The sequence below is a fragment of the Mycoplasma sp. 6243 genome, assembly GCF_051200785.1.
Lineage (GTDB): Bacteria > Bacillota_I > Bacilli_A > Mycoplasmatales > Metamycoplasmataceae > Mycoplasmopsis.
The window spans coordinates 41880-65522 of sequence record NZ_CP195154.1; the positions used below are offsets into that span (position 1 = coordinate 41880).

The following is a 23643-nucleotide window of genomic DNA, read 5'->3' on the forward strand; positions in this document are numbered from 1 at the left end:
TTGACACTCTAAAATGTTGTATAAATTATAATAAAAAAATTTTTATAATCAAATTTAATTTAAAAATTCATTTAAGACTATATAAAAGACTTAAATGAATTTTGTTAATATATTAACCTACTACCCGTAAATCAAGATATCATTTTGGAAGTATATACTGACCTATTGAGAAGGTATTGTTAGCACCAAATTTAAAATCATAATTTTTAAAATAAATATAGTTAAAAATTATTATTATAGCTAATGCAATAAATGCTAATAAAACTAATATATCGATTCAAGTAGGTTTAATTTGTCGATATTTTGTCCGTTTTTCATATGGATCATAACCACGAGTTTCCATTGAGTTTGCTAAATCATCCGCTTTTTGAAAAGATGAAACAAATAAAGGGATAATTAAGGTGGTAAATGCGGTTATTTTTTCTTTTAAATTACCATTTTTAAAATCCACTCCACGTGAAGATTGAGCTTTTATAATTCTTTGCGATTCATCTACTAATGTTGGGATAAAACGCAAAGCGATCGAGATAATTGTAGCGATAATATGTGTTGGAATAAATAAGAATTTTAAAGGATAAATTAAATCTTCGATTGCTTTATTTAATAAAATAGGCCGTGTTGTGTTGGTAAGCAAAGATGTAATTAAAACCATTATGTAAATTCTTAAAAACAATGCTAAAGTTCTGTTGATAGAATTTAAAGAAACACCATATTGGATTTTCGCATTTTGTCCAAATGTTTTTACAAGTGTTGAATAATCAAAGTTAGTTCCTAAATAATATTGCTGTCAACTGATCGGGGTGGTAAAATCTGATTTAGATGTATAAAAACTTCAAAAAAGTTCATTGTGATAGTGATCATTATAGACTGATTCAGAATTTATGATATATAAATTAACTAAGAAAATAACAACTGAAATAAAAATAGGTAGTTTAAGTAACTTAAATAAAGGTCTAATTTTTTTAGTAGATGCTAGATAAATAATTACCAAAGGAAGTAAAATAACAAATAAATCAATAAATGAACTAGCAATAAATACCATTATAATATATAAAACAGTTAAAAAAACCTTTATACGAGGATCGAAATTATAAAGAAAACCATTACCAGGGATATAACGACCAAAAATACTTTTCATTATTTATCCTCTCTTGATAAATTGATAAAATCAGCAAGTTCTTTTAATGATTTTACCTTAGGTACATCTAATCCGTTTTGTCTTAATTTAAAGACAAATTCGAGTAATTTGGGAGGTTGTAAATTGTTTTCTTTTAAAAAAAGAATATCATTTAAAACTTCATAAGGTTGTCCTTGTCGCACAAGTTTTCCGTCTTTTAAAACAACAACTTTACTTGCTCTTTCTAAGACATGGTCTAAATCATGTGTAACATTAATAATGGTTTTACCACTTTGGTTTAGGTTGGTTAAAATATCTAAGATTTCTACCACACCCACAGGATCCAATCCAGCAGTAGGTTCATCAAAAACCATAAAATCAGGGTTCATTGCTAAGATACCAGCAATAGCAACGCGTCGTTTTTGTCCACCCGACAACTCAAAAGGACTGCGAGACAAATATTCTGAACCTAATCCTAACATCTCTAAACATTTTCTTGCTCTTTGATATGCTTCTTCTTTAGGTACACCATATGCAATAGGGCCAAAAGCGATGTCATCTTTTATAGTATTTTTGAAAAGTTGGTATTCAGCAAACTGAAAAACTATCCCGATTTTCTTACGTATTTCTTTTAGGTTTTTAATTTTTCTTCGTTTTTGCGAATCATTTATGATATGAAAGCTTTCTGTATGGTAGTTTTTTAACTTTTTATTATATATATCAGTTGAAAAAGTTCATTCTACTGTTCCAAAAGAAGGTTTAAGTAAGCCATTTAGATGTTCAATTAAAGTAGTTTTACCTGAGCCAGTTGACCCGATAATACCTAAGTATTCACCATCAGCAACATCTAAGTAAACATCAGTGAGAGCAGTAAATTCTCAAGGAGTTCTTTTATTAAAAATATGTGTAATTTTGTTTGTTTTTACTTGCATATATTGTCTATTAACTCCTGTTCGTTATAGGTTGGATTAATTCCTTTAATAAGTTCGCTAAGTTTATAAATAAAAGGAGAATCAATTTTCGCTAAATCAATTATGTCTTTATTATTTAGTATTTCTTGTGGTGAGCCAAATGCCACTAATTCACCATTTGAAAAAACTAAACATTTATCAGCTAAAATTGCTTCATCCATATTATGTGTAATGGAAATTAAAGTTTTCTGTCTTGAATCACGAATTTCTTTAATTAAATTTAAAACATCATTACGACCTTTTGGATCTAACATAGAAGTAACTTCATCAAAAATCATAACATCTGGATCTAATGCTAAAACTGAGGCGATTGCAACACGTTGTTTTTGACCACCAGAAAGGTTTTCAGGTTCTCTTTCAAGATGATCTTGCATCCCGACACGTGTGGCACATTTTAAAATAATATCTTTCATTAATTTTGGGTTAACACATCGATTTTCAAGTCCAAAAGCAATATCATCTTCAACAGAGGAACCGATAAACTGGTTATCTGGGTTTTGAAAAATAATACCTATTTTTTTGCGAACCTGAACCAATGTAGTGCGATGATATTTGATACCATCAATAGAAACCGAACCTTGTTGTGGTTTGAGCAAACCAACTAAAATTTTAGAAAGGGTGCTTTTTCCACTTCCGTTATGACCTAAAACAGCTATATATTCACCTTTTCTGATGTGAAACGAAACATTTTTCAATGCAGGTTGCAAGATTCCAGGTTTATAACTAAAAACGATGTTATTAACTTTTATCATATATATATTTTAATAAAAAAGCAAGATTTAAAGAATTATTTTTATTTTTATGTTTTATAATAAATTATAAATATTTTAATTTTGTTTTATTAATTTGTATTTTAAAAATACTTAGCGACCTACAAAAAAGAACTTGTGGAAAATTTCCACATTTCGTGAATTATTAAACAAAATTTTACTAATTACTATAGTATATAATTTTGTAAGGATTTAATAATGAACAATAACTTTGAATTATCTAATTTCGAAAAAACAAGACTGATAAATTTACAAACAGTAATGCAATTTAGTGATTTAACAATACAGAGTTTAGCAAAAAAATCGGAAAATCTCTCGTAACTGTTATTAAATATAAGAAAATTATACAAAAGGGAGAAGAAGTTTATTAAAAAATTTGTTCTTCATAAGAATAGAGATAACATTCATGCTTGAAAATACTCAAATGAAGAGATAAAGAAATTAGCAGAAGATTATAATAATAAAAAACTCCTCACTTAGCGACGGGAAGAGTTCAACAGATTCATATTTGAGTTTGTTTTTATATAATGAAAAAATAAACTCGAATATATCTTACTCTCAATTTCATAAAAGACTAATAAAATTAGGTGTTACATCTGCTTTTGCTTATAAAAGTGGCAAAAATTCTGCAAAAAATATGTAAAGTATGCAAAATTAACGAATAAGGAATATCTTTTTGATAATATGGTTTTTAAAAAACCTAAGAAAAAGAAGTAATTAGAACCGAACAAAGACGAAATTTCTCATTTGGTCAAAGGGTAGAAATAGATGGATGCTCACACAAATTCTTAAATAATAAAGAAATAACATTAATTGGTTCCATTGATGTAGCAACAGGTTTAATTTTGTCATTACATTTTGAGAAAAAAGCAGAATCATTAAATGGACATCAATCAAATATTGAAAAAATGATAAATAATTATGGAATTCCACAAATGATTATTACAGATAACAGAAAGAATTTTTATAATTCTGCTGAATCAAATGCTTCTACATATAATGCCGTAAGAGATTTAGGAATAGAATTTATAACCACTTCTGAATCAAACGGAAAACCACATATTGAACGTTTTTGAGATTTTTGCACAAAAGAGAATTCCAAGTTGAATAAAATGACCACAATTATAAAACAATTGAAGAATTGAACCAAAATTATAGGTGAATTAATGAATTATTTAAATATTACAAGAAAAAGTGTTATACAAAATCCACAAAGTAATTTCTTTAGACAACCACATAAAGAATACCTAGAAAATTACTTTGATTTAGAGATAAAAAGAAAAATTAATGCTGCTGCAGTAACTTATAATAATGTAAATTATGCACCCTATGAAAATGACAAAAGAATTAAAATTAATAGCAGCACAGATATAAAATTTGTCATAGGAACAGACGAAAAATTATATTTTAGAACCAAAAATAAAAGATATGAAGCAAAACCGATATCTACAAAAGATATGACTCATTATGAGAAAATAGCATTCTGAAAAACGCTGCATAGTAGGGGTAAAAGAAGTACAAATCATATCAAGACTTCTTTCGAGTGGTTTCTCCTTTAATAAATTACTTGATTTAAAAATTAGAAAAATTGCTTCATCTGATAAATATACAGGCTGATGAAATAAAAATATTGCAACAAATACTAGATGAACTCGAAGATGCTCGTAAAAAACTCGATAACATCACAAATTTATAAAATCAAACAAACAAAATTTATGAATATTTTACCAAAGCAGTCTCAGGATTTTCCTTTACAGGAAAATCGTTTAAAACATACACATACAAATGTTTTTAAGGGTTTCTCACTTTTACCACCCTAACCCCCGCCTAATGGCGAAAATAGGCGGGGAATTTTCTTTTTGAAAAAAGAAACAAAAAAACTTTATATCTGTGGCAGTTACGCAAATATTTTATTTGCTACAAGTCACTTTTTCAGATTTTGTTTTTTATATTTTTATATAAAGGTGTTTTATTATAAAAAGTAAAACAGAAAAATCTTAAATTAGACTTTTTTATGGTATTAAAAAAACTGGTAAAAAGTGATTAATCCTGCTTTATGCTATATAATTTTTATACATTGTAACTATGTAAAGTTTTGAATAATATTTCAGAAGAACTTGTGGAAAATTTCCACATTTAGACATTTATGGTATAATCTAAATTATGAATATCAAAAAACAATTATCATATAAAGACATAGCAGCACAATCTAAAGTTTCTATTTCAACTATTTCAAGGTTTTATAACAACGGATACGTGTCTAAAAAAACAAAAGAAAGAATTCAAGCCGTAGTAAAAGCAAATGAGTATTATCCCAATCAAGGAGCCCGTTTAATCAGAGGTCGTGATAATTCGGTATTTATTATTATGCCAATTTGAGCGCAAAATTTATATGCATCTATTGTAAGTGGAATTACCATTTCTTGTGCAAAAACAGGAAGAAGAGTAAATACAACTTATTCAAGCAGTTCAACATCTGAATATATTGATTCAATAAGATATGCATTATCTTGAAAACCCGGATCAATTGTTGTATTTATTCCACAATATGATAAAGAATTATTTGACTTTATTCGTAAAACAGATGATACAACATTTATAGTTTACGGACATCAAGTTCGGGGGATAAATTGAATCAAACCTGATGTGACCAAAGGCTTTTATGATTTAACTAACAAAGTAATGTTAAGTACACACCCTAAGGATCGAAAAGCAATTTTTGTTAAAGATGATCGCCTTAGTGATTCGCAAATTGCTGAAAGAATTCAAGGATACGAGAGAGCTTGTTCGGAAAATGGTTGAGAAATTCATGATTTTCATCTAAGTACCAAAAAAGAAATTGATGAAATTATTCGTTTGAATAATTACCTTAAAAAGAACAATATTAAAAATATTATATGTTCAACACACGAAGTTTATGTAACTTTAACTGTTACATTAGGGGTGCGTGAATACACATTTACAGATATAGGTTATCAATCAATTTATGATAATATGAAGAATTATTCAGCAAAAATATTCATTGATTATCCTAATATCGGTTTTAAAATTGATGATATGATTACAGTTTATAAAGAAACACATGAATTTATTTCTAAAATAATTCCTATTGAAATTTTAGAACCAAGAAGATAATGTCAAAATTTAAAAAACATTATGATAATTTTATAACAATCTTCACATCAATTGTTTGGTCAACGAAAAAATTAGATGATGTTTTAGGTAATCAACTTAAACGCATTCGTTTTGTTCGCTTAGGTTATGTAGGTTTAGTAATTTTTGCTTCTCTAATTTCAGTTTTTTCTTTGGTTTCACCAACCGAAGTGATTAAACCTTATTGAGGACCTGCTGTTGCTACATTACAGCTTATTACCTTTACATTTTTTATCTTTGATTTTGTTGCACACTTAGTTACATATCGGATTTATAATAATTTAAATAAAGATATTCAGTTGTGAAAAAGTACAGTAAAATTTATTTTTTCTGGGACAGGGATTGTTATTTTATTGTGTATTTTAACGTCTTTACATGTGATTGAGGATTTTAGTAATCATATTTCACCTGCTTTATCTAAAGCGATAAATTTCTTTAGAATCTTAAATATTTTTAGATTTATTCGTTTGTTTATAGTGTTGGCATTTTTTGCGCCGTTTAAGATTATCATCGATGTTTTTGCTAAACAAAAAAAGGTGCTCTCATATGTTTTGTTATTAGTAATTTTAGTGATAATTGTTTTTGCGATATTGATATGAAATAATGAAACAGTATATTTAGAAAATGAGCAAAAAAACTGATTAGAAAGTCAAAAAATTGATTTTAAGCAGTGACAAGAATTTTTAAATTATAAAAATTTAAATGAAATAGAGACAAAAAAATTCTTACAACAACATCCTAATTTACAGACAAACCTAGCAAATTTTGAAAATAATTATCAAAGTTATCAAGATTTATCTAGTGCTTATGTAAAGAATTTTGTGGATGCTTTGTATTTTTCAACTATCACATTAACTACAATAGGTTATGGTGACTTACTACCACATGCAACAATTACAAAAATTATAGTTTCAGTCAATGCATTGATTGCTTTAGCGATTATAGCTATCCCATCTGGGGTTATAGCAGGAGCATTCTTAACAGAAATGCAAGCACATATACAGAAAAAGAACAAAATGAAGGATTCTGAAGTGGTTAATGAAACAGTACAAAATGCTTCAGAAAATGAGGTGAACAATGATTAAATTAGGATCTCATATTTCTTTTAAAGCTCCACATTATTTACCTGGGGCAGTAAAAGAATCACAAGAAAATGGTGCAAATACAATGATGGTTTATCTTGGAGCACCACAAACTACCAAAAGAGTAGACATAGAAAAATATAAATTACAAGAATATGAAGAAAATTGAGCTAATGTGATTCCAAAAGAAGATATTATAGTTCATGCACCATATGTTATTAATCCAGCAAGTCCATCAAAACATGCTTTTTCAAATGATTTTTTAATAGCAGAAATTAAAAGAATGAATTATTTAGGATTAAAATGATTAGTCTTGCACCCAGGATCATATACAGAATTTGAACCACAAGAAGCACTTGACCAACTTGTTGATTCACTTAAATATATACTTGAAAATACCAAAGATGTAATAATCTGCATTGAAACAATGGCGGGAAAAGGAACAGAAATCGGAACAAACTTTGAGCAAATTCGTTTTATTTTAGATTGAGTTGATTCAGAACGAGTACAAGTTTGTTTAGATACGTGTCATATGTGGGATTCTGGATATGATTTGCAAGATTATGAAAATTTTAAAAATGAGCTAAAAAGGTGAAATCTGCTTGAAAGAACCAAAGTAATACATTTAAATGATTCAAAGCACGGAATTTTCTCTCGTAAAGACCGCCACGCAAACATCGGAAAAGGAACAATAGGAACTGAGACACTCAAAAAATTTGTTCATGATCCTGATTTTGATGACATTCCTATTATACTAGAAACTCCTTGAGCAGATGATGGTCCAATTTACAAAGAAGAAATAGCATTATTATTAAGTAAATAAAAAGATTTGCAGTGCAAACTGCATTTTTTTACTTTCTGGTAACAACAAAAGATTATAAGTTCGCTTTTTGTTCTTTTTTAGTTCGTGTTTAAAAATCATTAATAATTTAAATGGAGCGAATATGAAAAAAATTAAAAAATGAATATGAATTCTTTTAAGTGTGTTGGTTGTTCCTGCATCTGCAAGTGGCTTGTTTTTATATCAACATAATAAACAAAATAATCATAAATATATTATTATAAATGTTCAAAAGGTTATTGATGGTGATACAATCATAGCAACTGATTTATCTAATAAACAATATCATATACGGCTGTATGGAATTGATACACCTGAGACTCAAAAAGATTTTAAAAAAGAAAAGCTACAAAAATATGAAAATGATTATGCACAGAAAGCAAAGCAATATACATCAGAATTAATTGAAAATAAAAGAATATATATGCAGCAGATTCAAGTTGATAAATATAAAAGAGTAGTTGCTGTCTTGTATTTGTCAACAAAAGATTATTTTGATAATTCAATTAATGCTAAATTAGTAGAAAAAGGACTTGCCAGAGTTCATTATATTCAAGATAAAAATCCTAAAACGTCTTACTATACATATAATGAAGAAATAAAGCAAATGTATGTAAAATTACTTAAAAAACAAGAGATATCAAAAAGTAATTTAAAAGGTTTTTGAAAAGAAAATTTATATACTATTTTCTCGAAACCATAGGTTTTTCTATACAAAAACAAGGGATTTATAACAAAAATGGTATAATTTAAAAAATATTTATGCTTTAGGAGTAAAGAATGTCAGCAAAGAATACACAAGATTATAGTGCAGCAAATATTAAACACTTAGAAGGTTTAGAACATGTTCGTAAGCGGCCAGGGATGTATATTGGAAGTACATCGAAATCAGGACTCCATCATATGGTTTGAGAAATTGTAGATAACTCTGTTGATGAAGCAATGGCAGGATATGCAAAAAATATTCATATAACAATAACAAAAGAAGAAAATATAATAGTAGAAGATGATGGTCGTGGGATTCCTACTGATGCTCATCCAAAATTTGGTATAAGTGCATTAGAAGTAGTTTTAACCAAACTTAATGCTGGTGGTAAATTTGAATCAAATGCATATAAAGTTAGTGGGGGTTTACATGGTGTTGGGGCTTCAGTTGTTAATGCTTTAAGTGATTCGATGAAAGCATGAGTTAAACGTAATGGGAAAGTTTATTTTGCTGAATTTCATAATGGTGGGAAAACTTTAACACCCACAAGTGTAATTGCTGATTGCGATCCAAACGAGACAGGGACCAAAATTCAATTTCATCCTGATTTTAGAATAATGGAGAAGTTGAGTTTTGATAAAGATATAATAATAGATCATACTAAACAAATAGCTCACCTTAATAAGGGTTTACTTGTTACAGTTAAAGATGAAAGAGACGATTCTTATCAAGAATTTCGATATGAAAATGGGATAATTGATTATGTTAAAGAAGTAGATGAAGGTTATAAACCTGTGAATAATGATGTTATTTATGCTTCAGGAGAATATAAATATATTGATGAACATACTCAAAACGAAGTTATTATAGGCGTAGAAGTAGCTGTGCAATACCTTTTTGACTTATATCGTTCTAATATAATTTCATATACAAATAATATTCTAACAATTGAAGGTGGGACACATATATCTGGTTTTTATGATTCAATAATGCGTTTAGTCAATTCATATGCTCAAGAAAAAGGTATTTTTAAAAATGAATCAGAGCGTTTTACCCGTGATGACTTAATTGAAGGAATGACAGCGATTATTTCAATAAAACACCCTGATCCACAGTTCGAAGGACAAACAAAGGCGAAATTAGGTTCTAAAGATGCTCGTAGAGCAGTAAATGAGATTTATTCAGAAGCTTTTGAACGCTTTTTAAATGAACATCCCGATTTAGCTAAAAAGATAGTAGAAATTGCTATAGCTGCACGTAGAGGACGTCTTGCATCGAATGCAGCAAGAGATAATGCTCGTAGAAAGAATGTTTTTGAAAGCGGAGGTTTACCAGGTAAGTTATCAGATTGTTCATCAAAAAATGCAGAAATTTCAGAGTTATTTATAGTCGAAGGAAATTCAGCTGGTGGGTCAGCTAAGATGGGTCGTGATCGTCATATCCAAGCTATATTACCACTTCGCGGAAAAATCCTAAATGTAGAAAAAACCAGACAAGAAAGAGTGTTTGGAAATGAAGAAATAATGTCGCTTATTACAGCATTAGGAACAGGATTGGGTGAAACCTTTAACATTAATAAATTAAGATACCATAAAATAGTTATAATGACAGATGCCGATGTCGATGGTGCACACATTAGAACTTTATTATTAACATTCTTCTATCGTTATTTTAAACCTTTAATAGAATATGGATTTATCTACATCGCGCAACCTCCTTTATATAAGATTTCACAAGGAAGAACGGTAGAATATGCTTTTAATGACCAACAAAAAGAAGAAATTATTGCTAAATTTAATCAGAGTCAAAAAATAACAATTCAACGCTACAAAGGACTTGGGGAAATGGACCCTATTCAACTTTGAGACACAACAATGAACCCGAAAAACCGCAAAATGTTACAAGTTCAAATCGAAGATGCAGTAAGAGCAGACCGTATTTTTGAAATTCTTATGGGTGAAAATGTTTTACCACGTAAACAATTTATAGAAAATAATGCAAAATATGTTAAAAATATTGATTTATAAAAGTACCTATTAATTAGGTACTTTTATAAATTACATTAGCATATGGTTATTTAATCAATAACGATTCTTCATCCATTTGTTTTGGTTTTGGGATATTTAGATAATCTAATAAAGTTGGTGAAATATTAGCTAGACATCCATCTTTTAATTTTACTGATTTATCGGTGCAAATAAGCATAACAGGACTACTTGTATGTTTGGTTGCTGGTTTTCCGCTTTCATCTTCAGTTATTTCTGCATTTCCGTGATCAGCTGTTATAAATACAGTGATATTGTTGCTTTGTGCTCAATCAATAATTCTTTTAATTTGTGTATCTAAAAAACTTACTGCTTCAATAGTAGATTTAAGATTTCCGGTATGTCCTACCATATCAGGGTTAGCAAAGTTCATAATAGTAACATCAAAATCTAAAGCATTTTTTAATAACTCATCGGTAATACCTTCAGCAGACATATGTGGTGCATCAGCATATGATTCTACTTTTAATGAATCAACCATGATTCTTTTTGAGTTTTTAAACACAATGTCTTTTCCGCCATCCATAAAGTAAGTCACATGTGCATATTTTTGTGTTTCGGCAACACGTAATTGACTTACATCTGCTTCTTCCAAAACCCTACCAATAGGCATATTAATTTCCATTTCATCAAATGCAATATTTGTTTGAATTCCTTCATATTTCATCATTGAAACAAATTGGTTAATTTTAACAGGTTGTGACGGTTTATTTTCGTATAAAGGTGAACTAATTAATAAATGAGTCAGTTGTCTAGCTCGATCAGGACGGAAGTTAAAGAAAATAATTGAATCACCATCTTTTATAAATGAATCTGCTGACAAGTTTGCTTTTTGTGCAGGTATAAAAAACTCATCAGAAATATCATTAGCATATTGCGAATCAACATAATCAAGAGCATTTTGATATTTATTTTGCGAATTACCTAATAAAGTTGCGTATGCTTTTTCAACACGATCAAACATTTTGTCGCGGTCCATTGCATAAAAGCGACCAGAAACGGTTGCGATGTTGTAATTATATTTATCACAGATATCTTGTAGTTTTTGCATTGATGCTTTGATTGAACGAGGGGCAACATCACGACCATCACCAAAAGCATGTACAGAAACTTTTTTAAGTCCATATTCGTATGCTGCATCTAGAAGTTCAAATAAATGTGTTTCTAATGAGTGAACACCACCTGGAGATAAAAGTCCCATTAGATGAAGTGTTGAATTATTCTTTTTAACATCCTCGAATGCTTTTACAAATGCTGGAGCAGATTTAAAAGTTCCATCTTTTAAAGCTTTGTTAATTAATGATAATCCTGTATACACAATTGTTCCTGCACCAATATTTAGATGTCCAACTTCTGAATTACCCATTTGTCCTTTTGGTAATCCTACAAACTCACCAGAAGCCTGAATTAATGAATTAGGGTATTCAGCAAATAATTTATCAAAGGTTGGTGTATTTGCTAAAGCAAAACCGTTTCCTTGGCTTTCCCTACGTAATCCTAATCCATCTATAACTATTAAAATAACTTTTTTCATATTAAACCTCGATATATTTAATAGATATTGTATCACAAATTATCTTTTTGTTGCAACAGATAATTTTCCATCTATAACTGTATATTCCATATTTTCAACCATTTTAAGTTGATATTCAAATTCGGATAAATTATCGTATGCTTTAGAAAATAAAAACATTATAAAATCATACACCATCATCATTGCACGAACATCATTTTCACAATATTTTTTTAAGTTAGGAACGATATTGTTTTGTCATACAGCATCATTGGTTGCACCTAAATATCTTAATATAGCAGCTTCCATTGCCATTGTTCCTTTTTGAATTACAAGTTCTGAATAAGGTGTGATTTTGTTTTTCAGATCAAAATTCATATGAGTGATGTATTTTTCTATTTTCTTAATAGAAAAATAGTATTTTAGGAAGTTGATATGAATTAGTTTTTTAGTAGTTATTATGTTTTCTTTAATAAAATCTTTATCAACTTTTGTTGTTTTTATATTATTACCATCCTCAAAAAAAACAGTAATTTTTTGATAATTGTTTTTTTCTTGCTTTGAGTTTTTAAAACAATCAGCTAAATCAATTGTGTGATTATTAATTCAATCCACCATACCAGCAAAATAATGAATGCTTTTATATTTTTGATCAATGTATTGTTCAAATTCTTTGTTGTTTAGATAATTTTCAGTAACTAAATCCTTAATCTCTTTATTACGTGCATTTTCATAATTTTTGTTATATACAACAAATCAATCTGCTTTATTTGAATAAATGACATCGATTAAATCAACTAAATTATATATAGTCAAACCTTTTGTATCTATTACAATATTTTCAACTTTTTCTTCGATACCATTTTTAGTTATAATAACAGAAACTTGATTTACTAATTGATTATATGGAGCAATATTATTTAAAGGAGGATATAAGTCAGAAAAACCCTCATAATCATATCAACAGATCCGAGCATCTTTTTGATGTAAAGGGAGAATTTTTGTCAAAGCATCTAAGTTAAAAAAATTAATGTTTTTATTATATAGTTCTATTTTTCTTGTAAATTCAACTAAATTTTCTTTTTCTTTTTTGCTAAAGAAAGAAAAAGAAATTTCATCAAAATTTGGACCTATAAACAGTTTATATAAAGCAATTTTTTGTTCTTTATTAATAAAGTTTCATTCATCAATTCATATTTTTTGTGAATTTGTTTGATAGTCTAATGTGTTATTCAATCAGCTTATTACAGATTCGATTTTTTTATCTTTTTCAATTGATAAAAACTTATATATTGCATCAAAGTTGCTTTTGTTGTTAAATTCATTAAATGCTTTTTCAATAATTTTTTTATATATCTTAAAAGACCAAAATTCAATGGTAATTTCTTTTGAAAGATTTTCAACAATAAAAAGTTTTTCATCAGTTGAATGAAGTATATCAGCAGTTTTTTGCGAAAAAGAAATACCATTTCTTTTAATAACATTAATAAATTCTAAATGACTGTTTTCATAATGATCAAAACCTAATTTTAAATTAATATCACCTGTTCTTACTAATGCTTCAAACATCTGTTTTTGATATGTGGTTGGATTATCCTTAGAAATTTTACGGATAGATTTTGCAACATCGGCAGCAAAAGATTCATAAAAATTTATTTTACCTTTTTGTACCTTACGATATATCCTATCTCATGGATTTATTATTAAAACTGACATATCTTTAATATTAATATTGTTTGTCTTAAAAATTTGATAAATATAGAAATGTTTGTAATACATTTCATATTTACATCTTGCTGTATAACTTAATAAAACTAATTTGTTCAAGGATTTATGATAAATAAAGAAAGGTGCAATATAATCAAAATCGCCTGATACATCATATAAAGTTCCGTTAAAGATTAAATCTATTTCATTATCCTTGATAGCTTTTAATGTATCGATATGCTTGGTTTGATAGTCACTTTTCGATGAAATAAATTTAACTTGTGAATTTTTAATATTATATTTATTTAAATATCAATTTAATGCATCTTTTAAATAATTATCATAACTATCTTTATTTACTTTTATATATGTTTCTGTATCACTAACAGAATCTAAATTTAATTCGTGTAATGCATCAATATCGTGATTTTCAAAAAATTCATAATCAAAATTAACAAATTGCTCATCATCTTCTTCGTTAGTTATTTCGATGTTATCTCAAGTTCTGTTTCATCTTTTTTGATATTCTTGTTTTATATCATTAATAAGAGAATCGTTATTTCAAATTAATGCAGGATTATTACCAAAAACGCGTTTAAAAATATTTCATGTAATTTTATTTTGCTGCTTTTGCATTTTATTCAGATTCCTTTTTCTCGATTAGTTTTTGCTCTGCTTTTTCAAGTTTAGCAATTTCTTTAATAAATTCGGATTTTCCAAAATCACTTATCTTACGCTGCATTTTTGAAAAATGTTTATGCGCTATATTATTTGCACTATCTTCTATGCTAGATAAAAGTTTTCGCATCTTATCTGCATTTTCAATAATACCTTCAATTTCTTTGTTTGATTTCTCGATATGATTTAATATATTTTTTTCTACAAAGTCGTTGAATTTCTCAAGTATTACTTTTTTACTATTAAATTCTATTTTGTCTGCATTTAATGAATATTTTATTTGTAAGATGTTTTTTAATAATGAAATAAGATTTATTAAAGCAACATCACGAACAATAAATATCTCGTTATAACCTGAAATTTTTTCAATATAAAGAACGCTATTAGGTTCTAATTCAGTGACTAAAATTGCAAAATCAGCCTTAAAGTTTTTTCGATCTTGTTCGAGTTTTTCAATAAAGTCTTTGTTTCTTCTTGATCCTTGTTCAGTGATTCTGTTTTTTGCTTCAATTATAATAGTTCCATATGAATTTTTATCATCATCTAAGATATTTAAATCTTTAAAATCTATTTTAAAATCGGGTTTTCTATTGTTTATATGTTTGGTGGTTTTCTCAAAACTAACATCTTCTGAAAAAGCAAAGCCTTCTGCGAGTTTATTAAAAATATGATTCTCAAATTCCTCACCATATTCCTTGGTTGATTTATTATATCTATATTTTTGTAGGGTTTCTAACTCGGTTTGAAGTTTAGTTGATAACTGTTTTTTGTCTTCAAATTCAGCAAGTAGTTTTTCGTTCTTTTCTAGAAGTGATTGCTTTTCTACATTTAAAATTTGAAGTTTATTTTCTAATTCCATCAATTGTTTTTGATGTTGTTGTTGAAGTTTAAGTTTTATGTTTTCAATTTCTTTATTTAAAATAGTATTTTTATAATCTTTCTTTTCTGCTTCAAATTTATCTTTTAACTTATCTCTTTCTTGCTCGAGTTGCTTGTAATAATTATCCTTAAGTTCGTTTTCAAGTTTTTGTGTTTTTTCAACATTTTCTATTATGAGTTTATTAATTTCATAATCTTTTTCACTTTTTAGTTCATTGTATTCTTTTGAATTCTTTATTTCTCTTGTGAATGTTTTTTCTAAATTTTCTTGTATTTCTTTAGTAAGTCGATTTTTTTCATTTTGTATAATTTGTTCCCTGATTTTACCTGTTTCATCTGTAATTTTTTTTAGATCTTGGTTGAGAATATCATTTAAATTAAAATAATCTCCATCTGAAACATTAATATCATCGATGAAGAATTCAAGGTTTTGAATATCTTTAATTTTAATATTAATTTTTTTTGATTTAACTTGCATGTCACCTCCTTAATATATAATTATTTTTATAATTATATATATAGTTTAACAAAAGCAAATAAAATACAAGAAATTTTCTTGTATTTTAATTATTAGTACACCGATTCTAGTCATTCTTTTTATAAGGTTTTAAGGTTAATAATTCAGTTAGTAGTTCATCATAATCAAATTTAGAATTATCTATACCAAAGTTCTTAATAAGACTTAGTCATTTTTCTTTTAAATCTTTAACATTGTTTGATGATTCTAATCCTATATTGATATAATCTTCTTTTTCGTTAAGTCAGTAGACATTTAAATTAGAATTATAAGATTCATTTTTTTGATATCACTTACAATTAATTTCATTACCATTTAGATCTGTATTTGTATTAATTCTTCTTAATCTTTTATAATTTACATCGATACCTATATTATTTTCATTATTTGTAACAAGAGTAAATGTTCTGTTTCCACCATCTTCACGATTTAGTTCTAATACAGCATGACCTGTTGTTCCAGAACCGGCGTAGAAGTCTAAAACACGGGAGTTTTTGTTAAGTAATTTTAGAATATGTTTAATTAATGTAGTTGGTTTTGGTGTTTGAAATTTTGAGTTTTTATCTAAAATTGATTCTATTTCTCTTTTTGCACTGGTCAAAGAACCAAGGTTTTCAAATATACTTGATTGAACTTTTGAATTTATATTGTATTCAGATTCATAAATTTTTAATCTTGGAACATTGTTTCCATTAAAATATAACGAAACAGTACCATTTTTATAATCATCATATGAAAATTTTCAATTTCTAATGCATTCTTTGCCACCAGGAAGAGAAATAGGGAATTTATTTCTATCACTATTTTGATTAGGACTGGCTGCATTGCTACTGAATCAGTTTCCTTTTGGGTCATTATCGGGATTTTGAAAATTCATTGTATTTTTCTGTCTTAAGAATACAACCTCGGATATTTTCTTTGCATATAAAAGAATATATTCGTGATCATTTCTTATAAGTTTTGATTGTTTTAGAACACTATTTACAGATTTTCATACCAAAGAATCAACAAAATTCCCTTCTCCAAATATTTCATCCATTAAAACCTTTAAATATGCTTGTTCATTGTTATCAATTGAAACAAAAATAACCCCATCATCCTTTAACAGCGCTCTTGCTAGTTGTAACCTTTCATTCATCATATTTAGTCAACCATTTTGTGTGAATTTATCACGGTAACTAAATGATTTTGCTGCAATGTTTTCTTTATCATTTGCTAATTTATTTCCATCTTTTAAGGAACTTTCGGTATTATAAGGGGGATCGATATAAATTACATCGTAATTAAAATCTAATCCGTTTCTTTGTCTATATCTTTCAATTAATATGAGATTCTTTAATGCATCATAGTTTTCACCTATGATTAAGGTATTTTGATCTTTTGGTTGTTTATTATCAAAATTAAATGATAATTGATCATCTTTTCTTAAAATAGCAATAGTTTTACTATCTGACTCAGGTGCTGCATCGAAGGTAAAACCCATTTTTACTCTTTGAATAATAAATTGTGAGATATATTGCACTCTATTTGGATTAGTAATATTATCAATAATTTCTTTAGCAATTTCTTTTTGGTCTTGGTTAAATTCAGTTGAAGAAAGTTCATCAATTCTAGCTTTTTCTTGTTTCTTTAGTTCATCTAAATTCTTTTGTAATTTAGATTTCTTTACACTAGTTTTGTTCATTATTCTCCTGTGAAACAAGATTATTTTCTGATATTGATTTAATTATCTGTTTGAGTTTAACACTTTGATTTTGAAGAATTATTCTTACACTTTCTAATGTTGAATCCCCAGAGAATGAAATATTTTTATCTTTATCAATTTTTGCTATTAAAAGAGTTAAGTTTATATTTGTGCTTGTTTTATAGTTTTCTATATATTTTTTATATGCTTTGAGAATGTCATCGGTCTTTTGAGAATTGATATCGTTTTCAGATTTAACTTCTATATATACAAAATGATTTTTATACTTCAATATAAAATCTGGATAACTTGAACCTTTTTTAAGTTCTGAATCATAGTATTCGATGTTAATCCCTTCGAATACTGGGTTTTTAGTTCATATTTTTAAGTTACCATCCATATCATTGTTATAATTGATTAAATTTTTAATTTCATTTGCAAAAACAGTTTCCGGATAAGAATCAAGGTATATATTTATTTCTTTATCATAATTTGTGTATGCATATTTCATATTTTCGGATACTTTAACACAATTAGTACATTCGCTTTTTTGCTTATCAACAAATACAGAAATTTCCGTAGGTAGTATTTTATCTTCAAGAAAAAAGAATTCAATTTTTCCTTCATCTACAGTTTTCTTATTTAGTTCTTTATAAATTTCTATGAGTATATTTAAATACTTTTTGATAAAAATATATCAGTATATAGTTTTGTCAAAAAATTGGACTGATTTTTTATATTTATTAGATGTTTCGTTTTGATTTTCATTTTTGCTGTTTTTATAAAAATCGACATTATAAAAATTCTTGTGTATTTTAATAAAATCTAAGTTATATCCTATAAAAAGGTAAGTAGTATATATAATAGCATCTTATCAGAAAAATTTAAAAATTTTTTTGAAAAACCCGCAAAATAAAGCGAACAAAAGTAATCTTTTGTTCTTTTGCTTTATATTTTGCAGGTTTTTCAATACCAAATCGAAGTTTAACCAATATTTCTAAATCCGTTTGTTGCTCTAAAACTTCTGTCAATATTTCAGTTATCAAAAATATGTGCTAAAAGCAGTGATAAACTTTCCATATTAGGAAATGAAACTTTTCTTTTTAAAATCAATTTCATATTCGAGTTTAAGGATTCGATTGGATTTGTTGTATAAATAGATTTACGCTTTTCAGGTGGAAAATCAAAAAATGTTAATAAATTTTGCATTTGCAAAAGATATGAGACTTCTTTTTGTAACCTTTTATAGTTCATTTTGATACAAAGTTTTCTAGTTCTTTTTGTGCTTCAAGTTATATTACTTCGTTTTGCAATCAACATAAAATCATTAGAAATTTCTTTACGATCAGAAACCCTTACTTTAGACACAATATTTCTTTGAATGTGTATAAGACATCTTTGAGTCTTAGATTTTGGAAAAATTTCATTTACAACATTTTCTAAACCAGGTAAACCGTCAAAGACAAAAATTTCAACTTCTTCTACACCTTGTTCCTTGATTTTTAGTAATAATTCTCTAAAAATTCCTTTGTTTTCATTTGGACAAATTTCAAAGTTTAGCACTTGCTTATAACCATTTTCGTCAATTCCCATAACGATATTTATAGACTTCCTTTGCATAACTTCCTCGTTTTGATGGAAAAGTAAGTAGAATCAAGAAAAATTGCTTGAAATTTCTTTGGTAGACTTTCTATTTTGGAATTCATCTACCTTTTCCTTTGTAGTAGTAAAGATATTAGAAATTGTTTGTCTTGACATTTTTATGTCTGTAGAATTCTCAATGAAATCAGTGATTTCTTTATAAGAACCACCTAGTTTGCAAAAGGACATTATCATCTGAGTAAGATCATCACTTCTTCGACTATATCTGGTAAATAATTTACTTTTAATTCTTCCTGCTCTATCTCTTGGAACATTTAGCAATGCTTTTCCAATAGGTGTATCTAGTCGCTTCTTGTATAATAACCATTTCGTGTATTTTTCTTTTTCATATTTAGAATTTTCAAATTCAAATTTTAAGTTCTCATCAAACTCTTCTTTTAAGATTGCATTCATTATATTAGTAATGATATCTCTTGAAAATTCTGCTACGAATTTAAACCCATTTTCTTTTATTTCATTAATCTTTTCTGAAATTAACAAATTTTTTGATATAATATCTGTCATGTGTTCTCCTTTGTTTTATTTCACATACAATTTTAAAGGAGTTTCACTCTTTTTTAATATTTTTTAAAAATCTTTTTTTGTGAAGATAACTCAGTTATGAATACACAACTTTTTTTAAGGTCCCTAAAAATCATCTACTTTTTGATAAAAAGCATCAATTTCCTTAATAATAGCATCTGTTAAATAATTACTATTTTTATCAATTTGCAATAGATTATATTGTTCCATATCAATTTTATTTTCTATAATTTCACTGTTGATTACTTTATTTCCATATTTTTCTGTTTGTGCAACAATATATCCTTTGTTTTTGTATTCGTTGATAATTTCTTCTTTTATAGTTATAAATGTATCTATAGTAATATTATTAAATTCATCAATTTTTTCTTTGATTTTTGCTTCATATTCTGATTGATTTTTTTGTTTAACAATATCAAAGTTTCTCAATCGACCTATAACAAATTTCTCGCTATTATACTCATCTTTAAGATATAACTTTATTGCTTCTCTTTTTTCATAGTCAATATTACTATAAATATAGTATTTAAGTGCTTCCGAATCTAGATTTTGCTTCTTTTTAGGTACAGGATTTCGTTTAATTCTTCCAATAGTTTGAATTGGTAAGGTGCTAGACGAAATATTACGCAGTTGTACCAACATACAAGCTCTTGGGATATTTCAACCAGTTGAACCACCGATTTTAAAGATAATTACATCAGTATTATCTGAATTTTTAGAAATATCTTTAAGTGAATATCCATCTTTAGTCCGAAGTTGTTTTTCATTAATATCATCATCAAAATATTGAACATATTTTAAATTATATTTATTTAAAATTTCTTTAATTTTATTTAAATTTTTACTAAATTCTTCTTTTTTATTTAGGTCTGTATTACTGCTGTTATCAACCTGTATAAGCATCGCAGCATTAATACCAACTAAATCTGGCTCTTTTTTTGCATCATTATATCTTGCTTTAATTTGTTTAAATTCTTTACATGCAATATCTAAAATTGTTTCTAGATCGATATCATCTTTGATGTCATTTAGTCCTTTATTAAAAATCCTATGTATTTTTAATAACTTAATATCTGCTTCCATTAATTGTTTTTCAGTTAGTTCAATCAGATTTTTATAATCTTTTGGAGTAGCAGTCATCTTAACAGTAAAATGAGCATTTGATTGCATTAAATTTTCAAACTTATCTAAGTTTGCTTGTTCAGTTTTTCCGTTTCCTTTAGATTTATCAACATCAGAACCAATATGTGCTTCATCGCGGATGTAGATTAATTTATATTTTTCTTTTTTAATTTGACTAATTAAACTTTCGATAGCGTTTTGTTCTTTTAAAATAGTATTTTTGCTATATGAAGAAGAACCAATTATAAAAACTTTATTATTAGCAGCAAAAAACCGATAGTTGGTTTCTTTAGAATAATTTTTCTTATTTGAAGGAGATTCAATACGTTCGACTAAAATATCCGAACCTTTTAAATACCTTTTATATTCATTAAAATTATTTTCTAGTTGTTCTGGTAGTTTGGCAACTGATAAAGTTGTAACAATGAAGATTATTTTGTCTTTTTTAAGAGTTTTGTTATGTCATTTAATCATTTGGTGAATGAAATTTAGCATCATAAAGGTTTTACCAGAACCAGTAGGTGCTTTAAAATATACTGTTTTACCTTGAGGATTTTCATCATTTATATTTATGGATTTAAGATGACCTTGTGCTTCTCTACAAAGTTGTTTTACTACTTTTTCTTGTGGTTTTATGAGTTTCATACTAATTTTTACCATCCTTAATTAAAGGTTTTAAGGTTAAAAGTTCAGTAAGTAAATCATCTTTATCAAAATTAGTTTCTTGTACACCGAAATTTTTAATTAGGTTTTTTCATTTTTCTTCTATTTCTTTAACAGTAATGTTTGAGGATAAGCTTATATCAATATAAGCATCATTATCAAGTCAATATACATTTAAATTAGAATTATATGGATCGTTGTTTTTGTATCAAGTGAGATTATATTCATTCTTATTTAAATTAGTTCTCGTATTTATTCTTCTTAACCTTTCATAGTTTATATCTCTACCAATGTTGTTTTCATTATTTGTAACAAGTGTGAAAGTCCTGTTACCACCATCTTCGCGATTTAGTTGTAAAGTAGCATGACCGGTTGTTCCAGAACCGGCGTAGAAGTCTAAAATTCTAAGGTTTATATTGGGATGTAAATTTATTAATAATTTAATAATATTTACTGGTTTTGGATTATTAAACATTCCATCTGCTGGTTTTATAATATTTGTGAATTCTGTTGTTCCACCTGACGAATCTATTGATGAAAAAATGCTTTTATCTCAATATAAATCATCTAAAAGTTCATTAAACGAAAAGTTAGCAATAACTGATTTAAATTTTTGATAACTTTTATTCGGAATAAATTCAGAATGTTCATATTCATAAACAATGTTCGAATCTTTAGTTGTTTTAACCTTTAATTTATTTTCTTTTATAAGTAATTGAACTTTATCTAGTCCAACCCTTCAACGGCCTAACTTGTTCTTATTCTTTTTTATAGCGGGAGTGATATGTATAAATCCCGATTCTAAAAGAGTTTTTCGTTTTGGTGTATTAAAGTCATATATAAAGTTAAAATCACTACTTGATGTTTTATCGCTTACCTTATTTTTTATACCATCATTATCAATAATAAACTCATTTGTTTCTTTGTTTCATCAAATAATATAACCCATATTTGGTCTTTCATTTAATGTTTCTGCTCCACCACCTTTTTGCAATGGATATAATTCTTTTTCATATAAATTTAATTTTTCGTTAAATTTTCATTTGTTTGTATTTTCTTGAATCCCGACTTTTTTAAAACTTAAATTGTCTATGTTTTTAGCATAAATATGTATATATTCATGACAAGAAGCAACGTTATTTTTATCACTTCTTCCTCCAAAGTTATTTACTCATATACATGATGCTACAAAATTATTTTCACCAAAAATTTCATCCATTAAAATTTTCAAATATGCTTGTTGGTTATCATCGATTGAAACAAAAATAACTCCATCATCTTTGAGAAGTTCTCTTGTCATACGAAGTCGTTCATTCATCATATTTAATCAACCGTTTCTAGTATATTTATCACGGTAAATTAAAGTTTTGTTTTTCTTGTTTTCAGTATCATCTGCAATATTATTTCCATCTGATGCAGATCTTTCGGTATTATAAGGAGGATCGATGTAAATTACATCATATTTATAATCTAAACCCGCTCTCTCTCTCTCTCTCTATGAGTATTAGATTCTTTAATGCATCATAGTTTTCACCTATGATTAAGGTGTTTTGATTTTTTGTAGGTTTATTATCAAAATTAAATGATAATTTATCATCTTTTCTTAAGATAGCAATAGTTTTGCTATTGCTTTCGGGTGCTGCATCAAAGGTAAAACCTATTTTTACTCTCTGAGCAATAAATTGAAAAATATATTGTATGTTATTTGGATTTGTGCAATTATCAATAATTTCTTTAGCAAGATCTTTTTGATCTTTATTAAATTCTGTTGGTGAAAGATCATCGATAATTTGTTTATATTGTTTTTTTAGTGTTTCTAAAGATTTAGTTTCTTTAGCAGTTAACTTTGTTTTGGTTTTTGTCATGATTCTCCTTACATATATTATGTAAATATTTTACTATGATCTCAAAAACTTTACTATATTTAAACTAAAAAGAAATTCATACAGAGAAAAGGAAAGAAAAATATAAAAATAAATACCGTTGAATAAATCAAAGGTATTATATATGG

General features: G+C 27.0%; 19 protein-coding genes. 7 read left to right on the top strand and 12 right to left on the bottom strand.

Translation table 4 applies throughout. The annotated features are described in order from the left end of the window. Nucleotides 1-112 precede the first annotated feature (112 nt). Genes ACR82Z_RS00215 through ACR82Z_RS00225 form a run of 3 tightly spaced genes read right to left on the bottom strand, consistent with a single transcriptional unit; the run spans nt 113 to nt 2840 of the window. On the bottom strand, nt 113-1138 hold the full coding sequence (locus tag ACR82Z_RS00215; RefSeq protein ID WP_435129613.1) for an energy-coupling factor transporter transmembrane component T family protein: 1026 nt from the start codon (nt 1136-1138) through the stop codon (nt 113-115). Next, on the bottom strand, nt 1138-2049 hold the full coding sequence (locus tag ACR82Z_RS00220) for an energy-coupling factor transporter ATPase (protein ID WP_435129616.1): 912 nt from the start codon (nt 2047-2049) through the stop codon (nt 1138-1140). The genes ACR82Z_RS00215 and ACR82Z_RS00220 overlap by 1 nt, the downstream gene beginning before the upstream one ends. Beyond that, nucleotides 2040-2840 carry an energy-coupling factor transporter ATPase gene (locus tag ACR82Z_RS00225; RefSeq protein ID WP_435129619.1) on the bottom strand — a complete coding sequence of 267 codons (801 nt, stop codon included), beginning with the start codon at nt 2838-2840 and terminating at the stop codon, nt 2040-2042. Before ACR82Z_RS00225 ends, ACR82Z_RS00220 begins: the two co-directional genes overlap by 10 nt. A 216-nt stretch (nt 2841-3056) precedes the next feature. On the opposite strand from ACR82Z_RS00225, the gene ACR82Z_RS00230 reads away from it, so the two are divergent. From ACR82Z_RS00230 to gyrB, 7 genes are all read left to right on the top strand, one after another. Continuing rightward, entirely contained in the window at nt 3057-3179 is a 123-nt protein-coding gene (locus ACR82Z_RS00230; protein WP_435128362.1) for a hypothetical protein, read from the top strand. 524 nt (nt 3180-3703) lie between these two features. Further along, nucleotides 3704-4417: a hypothetical protein gene (locus ACR82Z_RS00235; RefSeq protein ID WP_435129622.1), complete on the top strand. Its 714-nt coding sequence runs from the start codon at nt 3704-3706 to the stop codon at nt 4415-4417. Nucleotides 4418-5021: 604 nt separating this feature from the next. Next, nucleotides 5022-5993: a LacI family DNA-binding transcriptional regulator gene (locus tag ACR82Z_RS00240; RefSeq protein ID WP_435129625.1), complete on the top strand. Its 972-nt coding sequence runs from the start codon at nt 5022-5024 to the stop codon at nt 5991-5993. Beyond that, nucleotides 5993-7096, top strand: a complete 1104-nt coding sequence (locus ACR82Z_RS00245) for a potassium channel family protein (protein WP_435129628.1) — start codon at nt 5993-5995, stop codon at nt 7094-7096. Before ACR82Z_RS00240 ends, ACR82Z_RS00245 begins: the two co-directional genes overlap by 1 nt. Beyond that, a complete protein-coding gene (locus ACR82Z_RS00250; RefSeq protein ID WP_435129631.1) occupies nt 7089-7916 on the top strand; it encodes a deoxyribonuclease IV in 828 nt (275 codons plus the stop codon). Before ACR82Z_RS00245 ends, ACR82Z_RS00250 begins: the two co-directional genes overlap by 8 nt. A gap of 121 nt (nt 7917-8037) precedes the next feature. Continuing rightward, nucleotides 8038-8637, top strand: a complete 600-nt coding sequence (locus tag ACR82Z_RS00255; RefSeq protein WP_435129634.1) for a thermonuclease family protein — start codon at nt 8038-8040, stop codon at nt 8635-8637. Nucleotides 8638-8714: 77 nt separating this feature from the next. Next, nucleotides 8715-10667, top strand: a complete 1953-nt coding sequence (gene gyrB / locus ACR82Z_RS00260; protein WP_435129637.1) for a DNA topoisomerase (ATP-hydrolyzing) subunit B — start codon at nt 8715-8717, stop codon at nt 10665-10667. A 46-nt stretch (nt 10668-10713) separates the two neighbouring features. Here the strand turns inward: gyrB and gpmI are convergent, their stop codons facing one another. From gpmI to ACR82Z_RS00305, 9 genes are all read right to left on the bottom strand, one after another. Next, a complete protein-coding gene (gpmI, locus tag ACR82Z_RS00265; RefSeq protein WP_435129640.1) occupies nt 10714-12219 on the bottom strand; it encodes a 2,3-bisphosphoglycerate-independent phosphoglycerate mutase in 1506 nt (501 codons plus the stop codon). Nucleotides 12220-12258: 39 nt separating this feature from the next. Then, nucleotides 12259-14541: a UU173 family protein gene (locus ACR82Z_RS00270; RefSeq protein WP_435129643.1), complete on the bottom strand. Its 2283-nt coding sequence runs from the start codon at nt 14539-14541 to the stop codon at nt 12259-12261. Nucleotide 14542: 1 nt separating this feature from the next. After that, the gene (locus ACR82Z_RS00275; RefSeq protein ID WP_435129646.1) at nt 14543-15940 is read right to left on the bottom strand and encodes a DUF2130 domain-containing protein; all 1398 of its coding nucleotides are present in this window, start codon (nt 15938-15940) and stop codon (nt 14543-14545) included. Nucleotides 15941-16046: 106 nt separating this feature from the next. Beyond that, nucleotides 16047-17663 carry a site-specific DNA-methyltransferase gene (locus tag ACR82Z_RS00280; protein WP_435129649.1) on the bottom strand — a complete coding sequence of 539 codons (1617 nt, stop codon included), beginning with the start codon at nt 17661-17663 and terminating at the stop codon, nt 16047-16049. After that, nucleotides 17650-18174 (bottom strand): hypothetical protein, encoded by a 525-nt coding sequence (locus tag ACR82Z_RS00285; protein ID WP_435129652.1) that lies wholly within the window; start codon nt 18172-18174, stop codon nt 17650-17652. The genes ACR82Z_RS00280 and ACR82Z_RS00285 overlap by 14 nt, the downstream gene beginning before the upstream one ends. Nucleotides 18175-18647: 473 nt before the next feature. Beyond that, complete coding sequence (locus ACR82Z_RS00290) at nt 18648-19829, bottom strand: IS256 family transposase (RefSeq protein ID WP_435129655.1); 1182 nt, start codon at nt 19827-19829, stop codon at nt 18648-18650. 123 nt (nt 19830-19952) lie between these two features. After that, on the bottom strand, nt 19953-21614 hold the full coding sequence (locus tag ACR82Z_RS00295) for a DEAD/DEAH box helicase family protein (RefSeq protein WP_435129658.1): 1662 nt from the start codon (nt 21612-21614) through the stop codon (nt 19953-19955). A 1-nt stretch (nt 21615) separates the two neighbouring features. Continuing rightward, entirely contained in the window at nt 21616-23106 is a 1491-nt protein-coding gene (locus ACR82Z_RS00300) for a site-specific DNA-methyltransferase (RefSeq protein WP_435130659.1), read from the bottom strand. Further along, nucleotides 23096-23497, bottom strand: a complete 402-nt coding sequence (locus ACR82Z_RS00305) for a hypothetical protein (RefSeq protein ID WP_435129661.1) — start codon at nt 23495-23497, stop codon at nt 23096-23098. Before ACR82Z_RS00305 ends, ACR82Z_RS00300 begins: the two co-directional genes overlap by 11 nt. Nucleotides 23498-23643 lie beyond the last annotated feature (146 nt).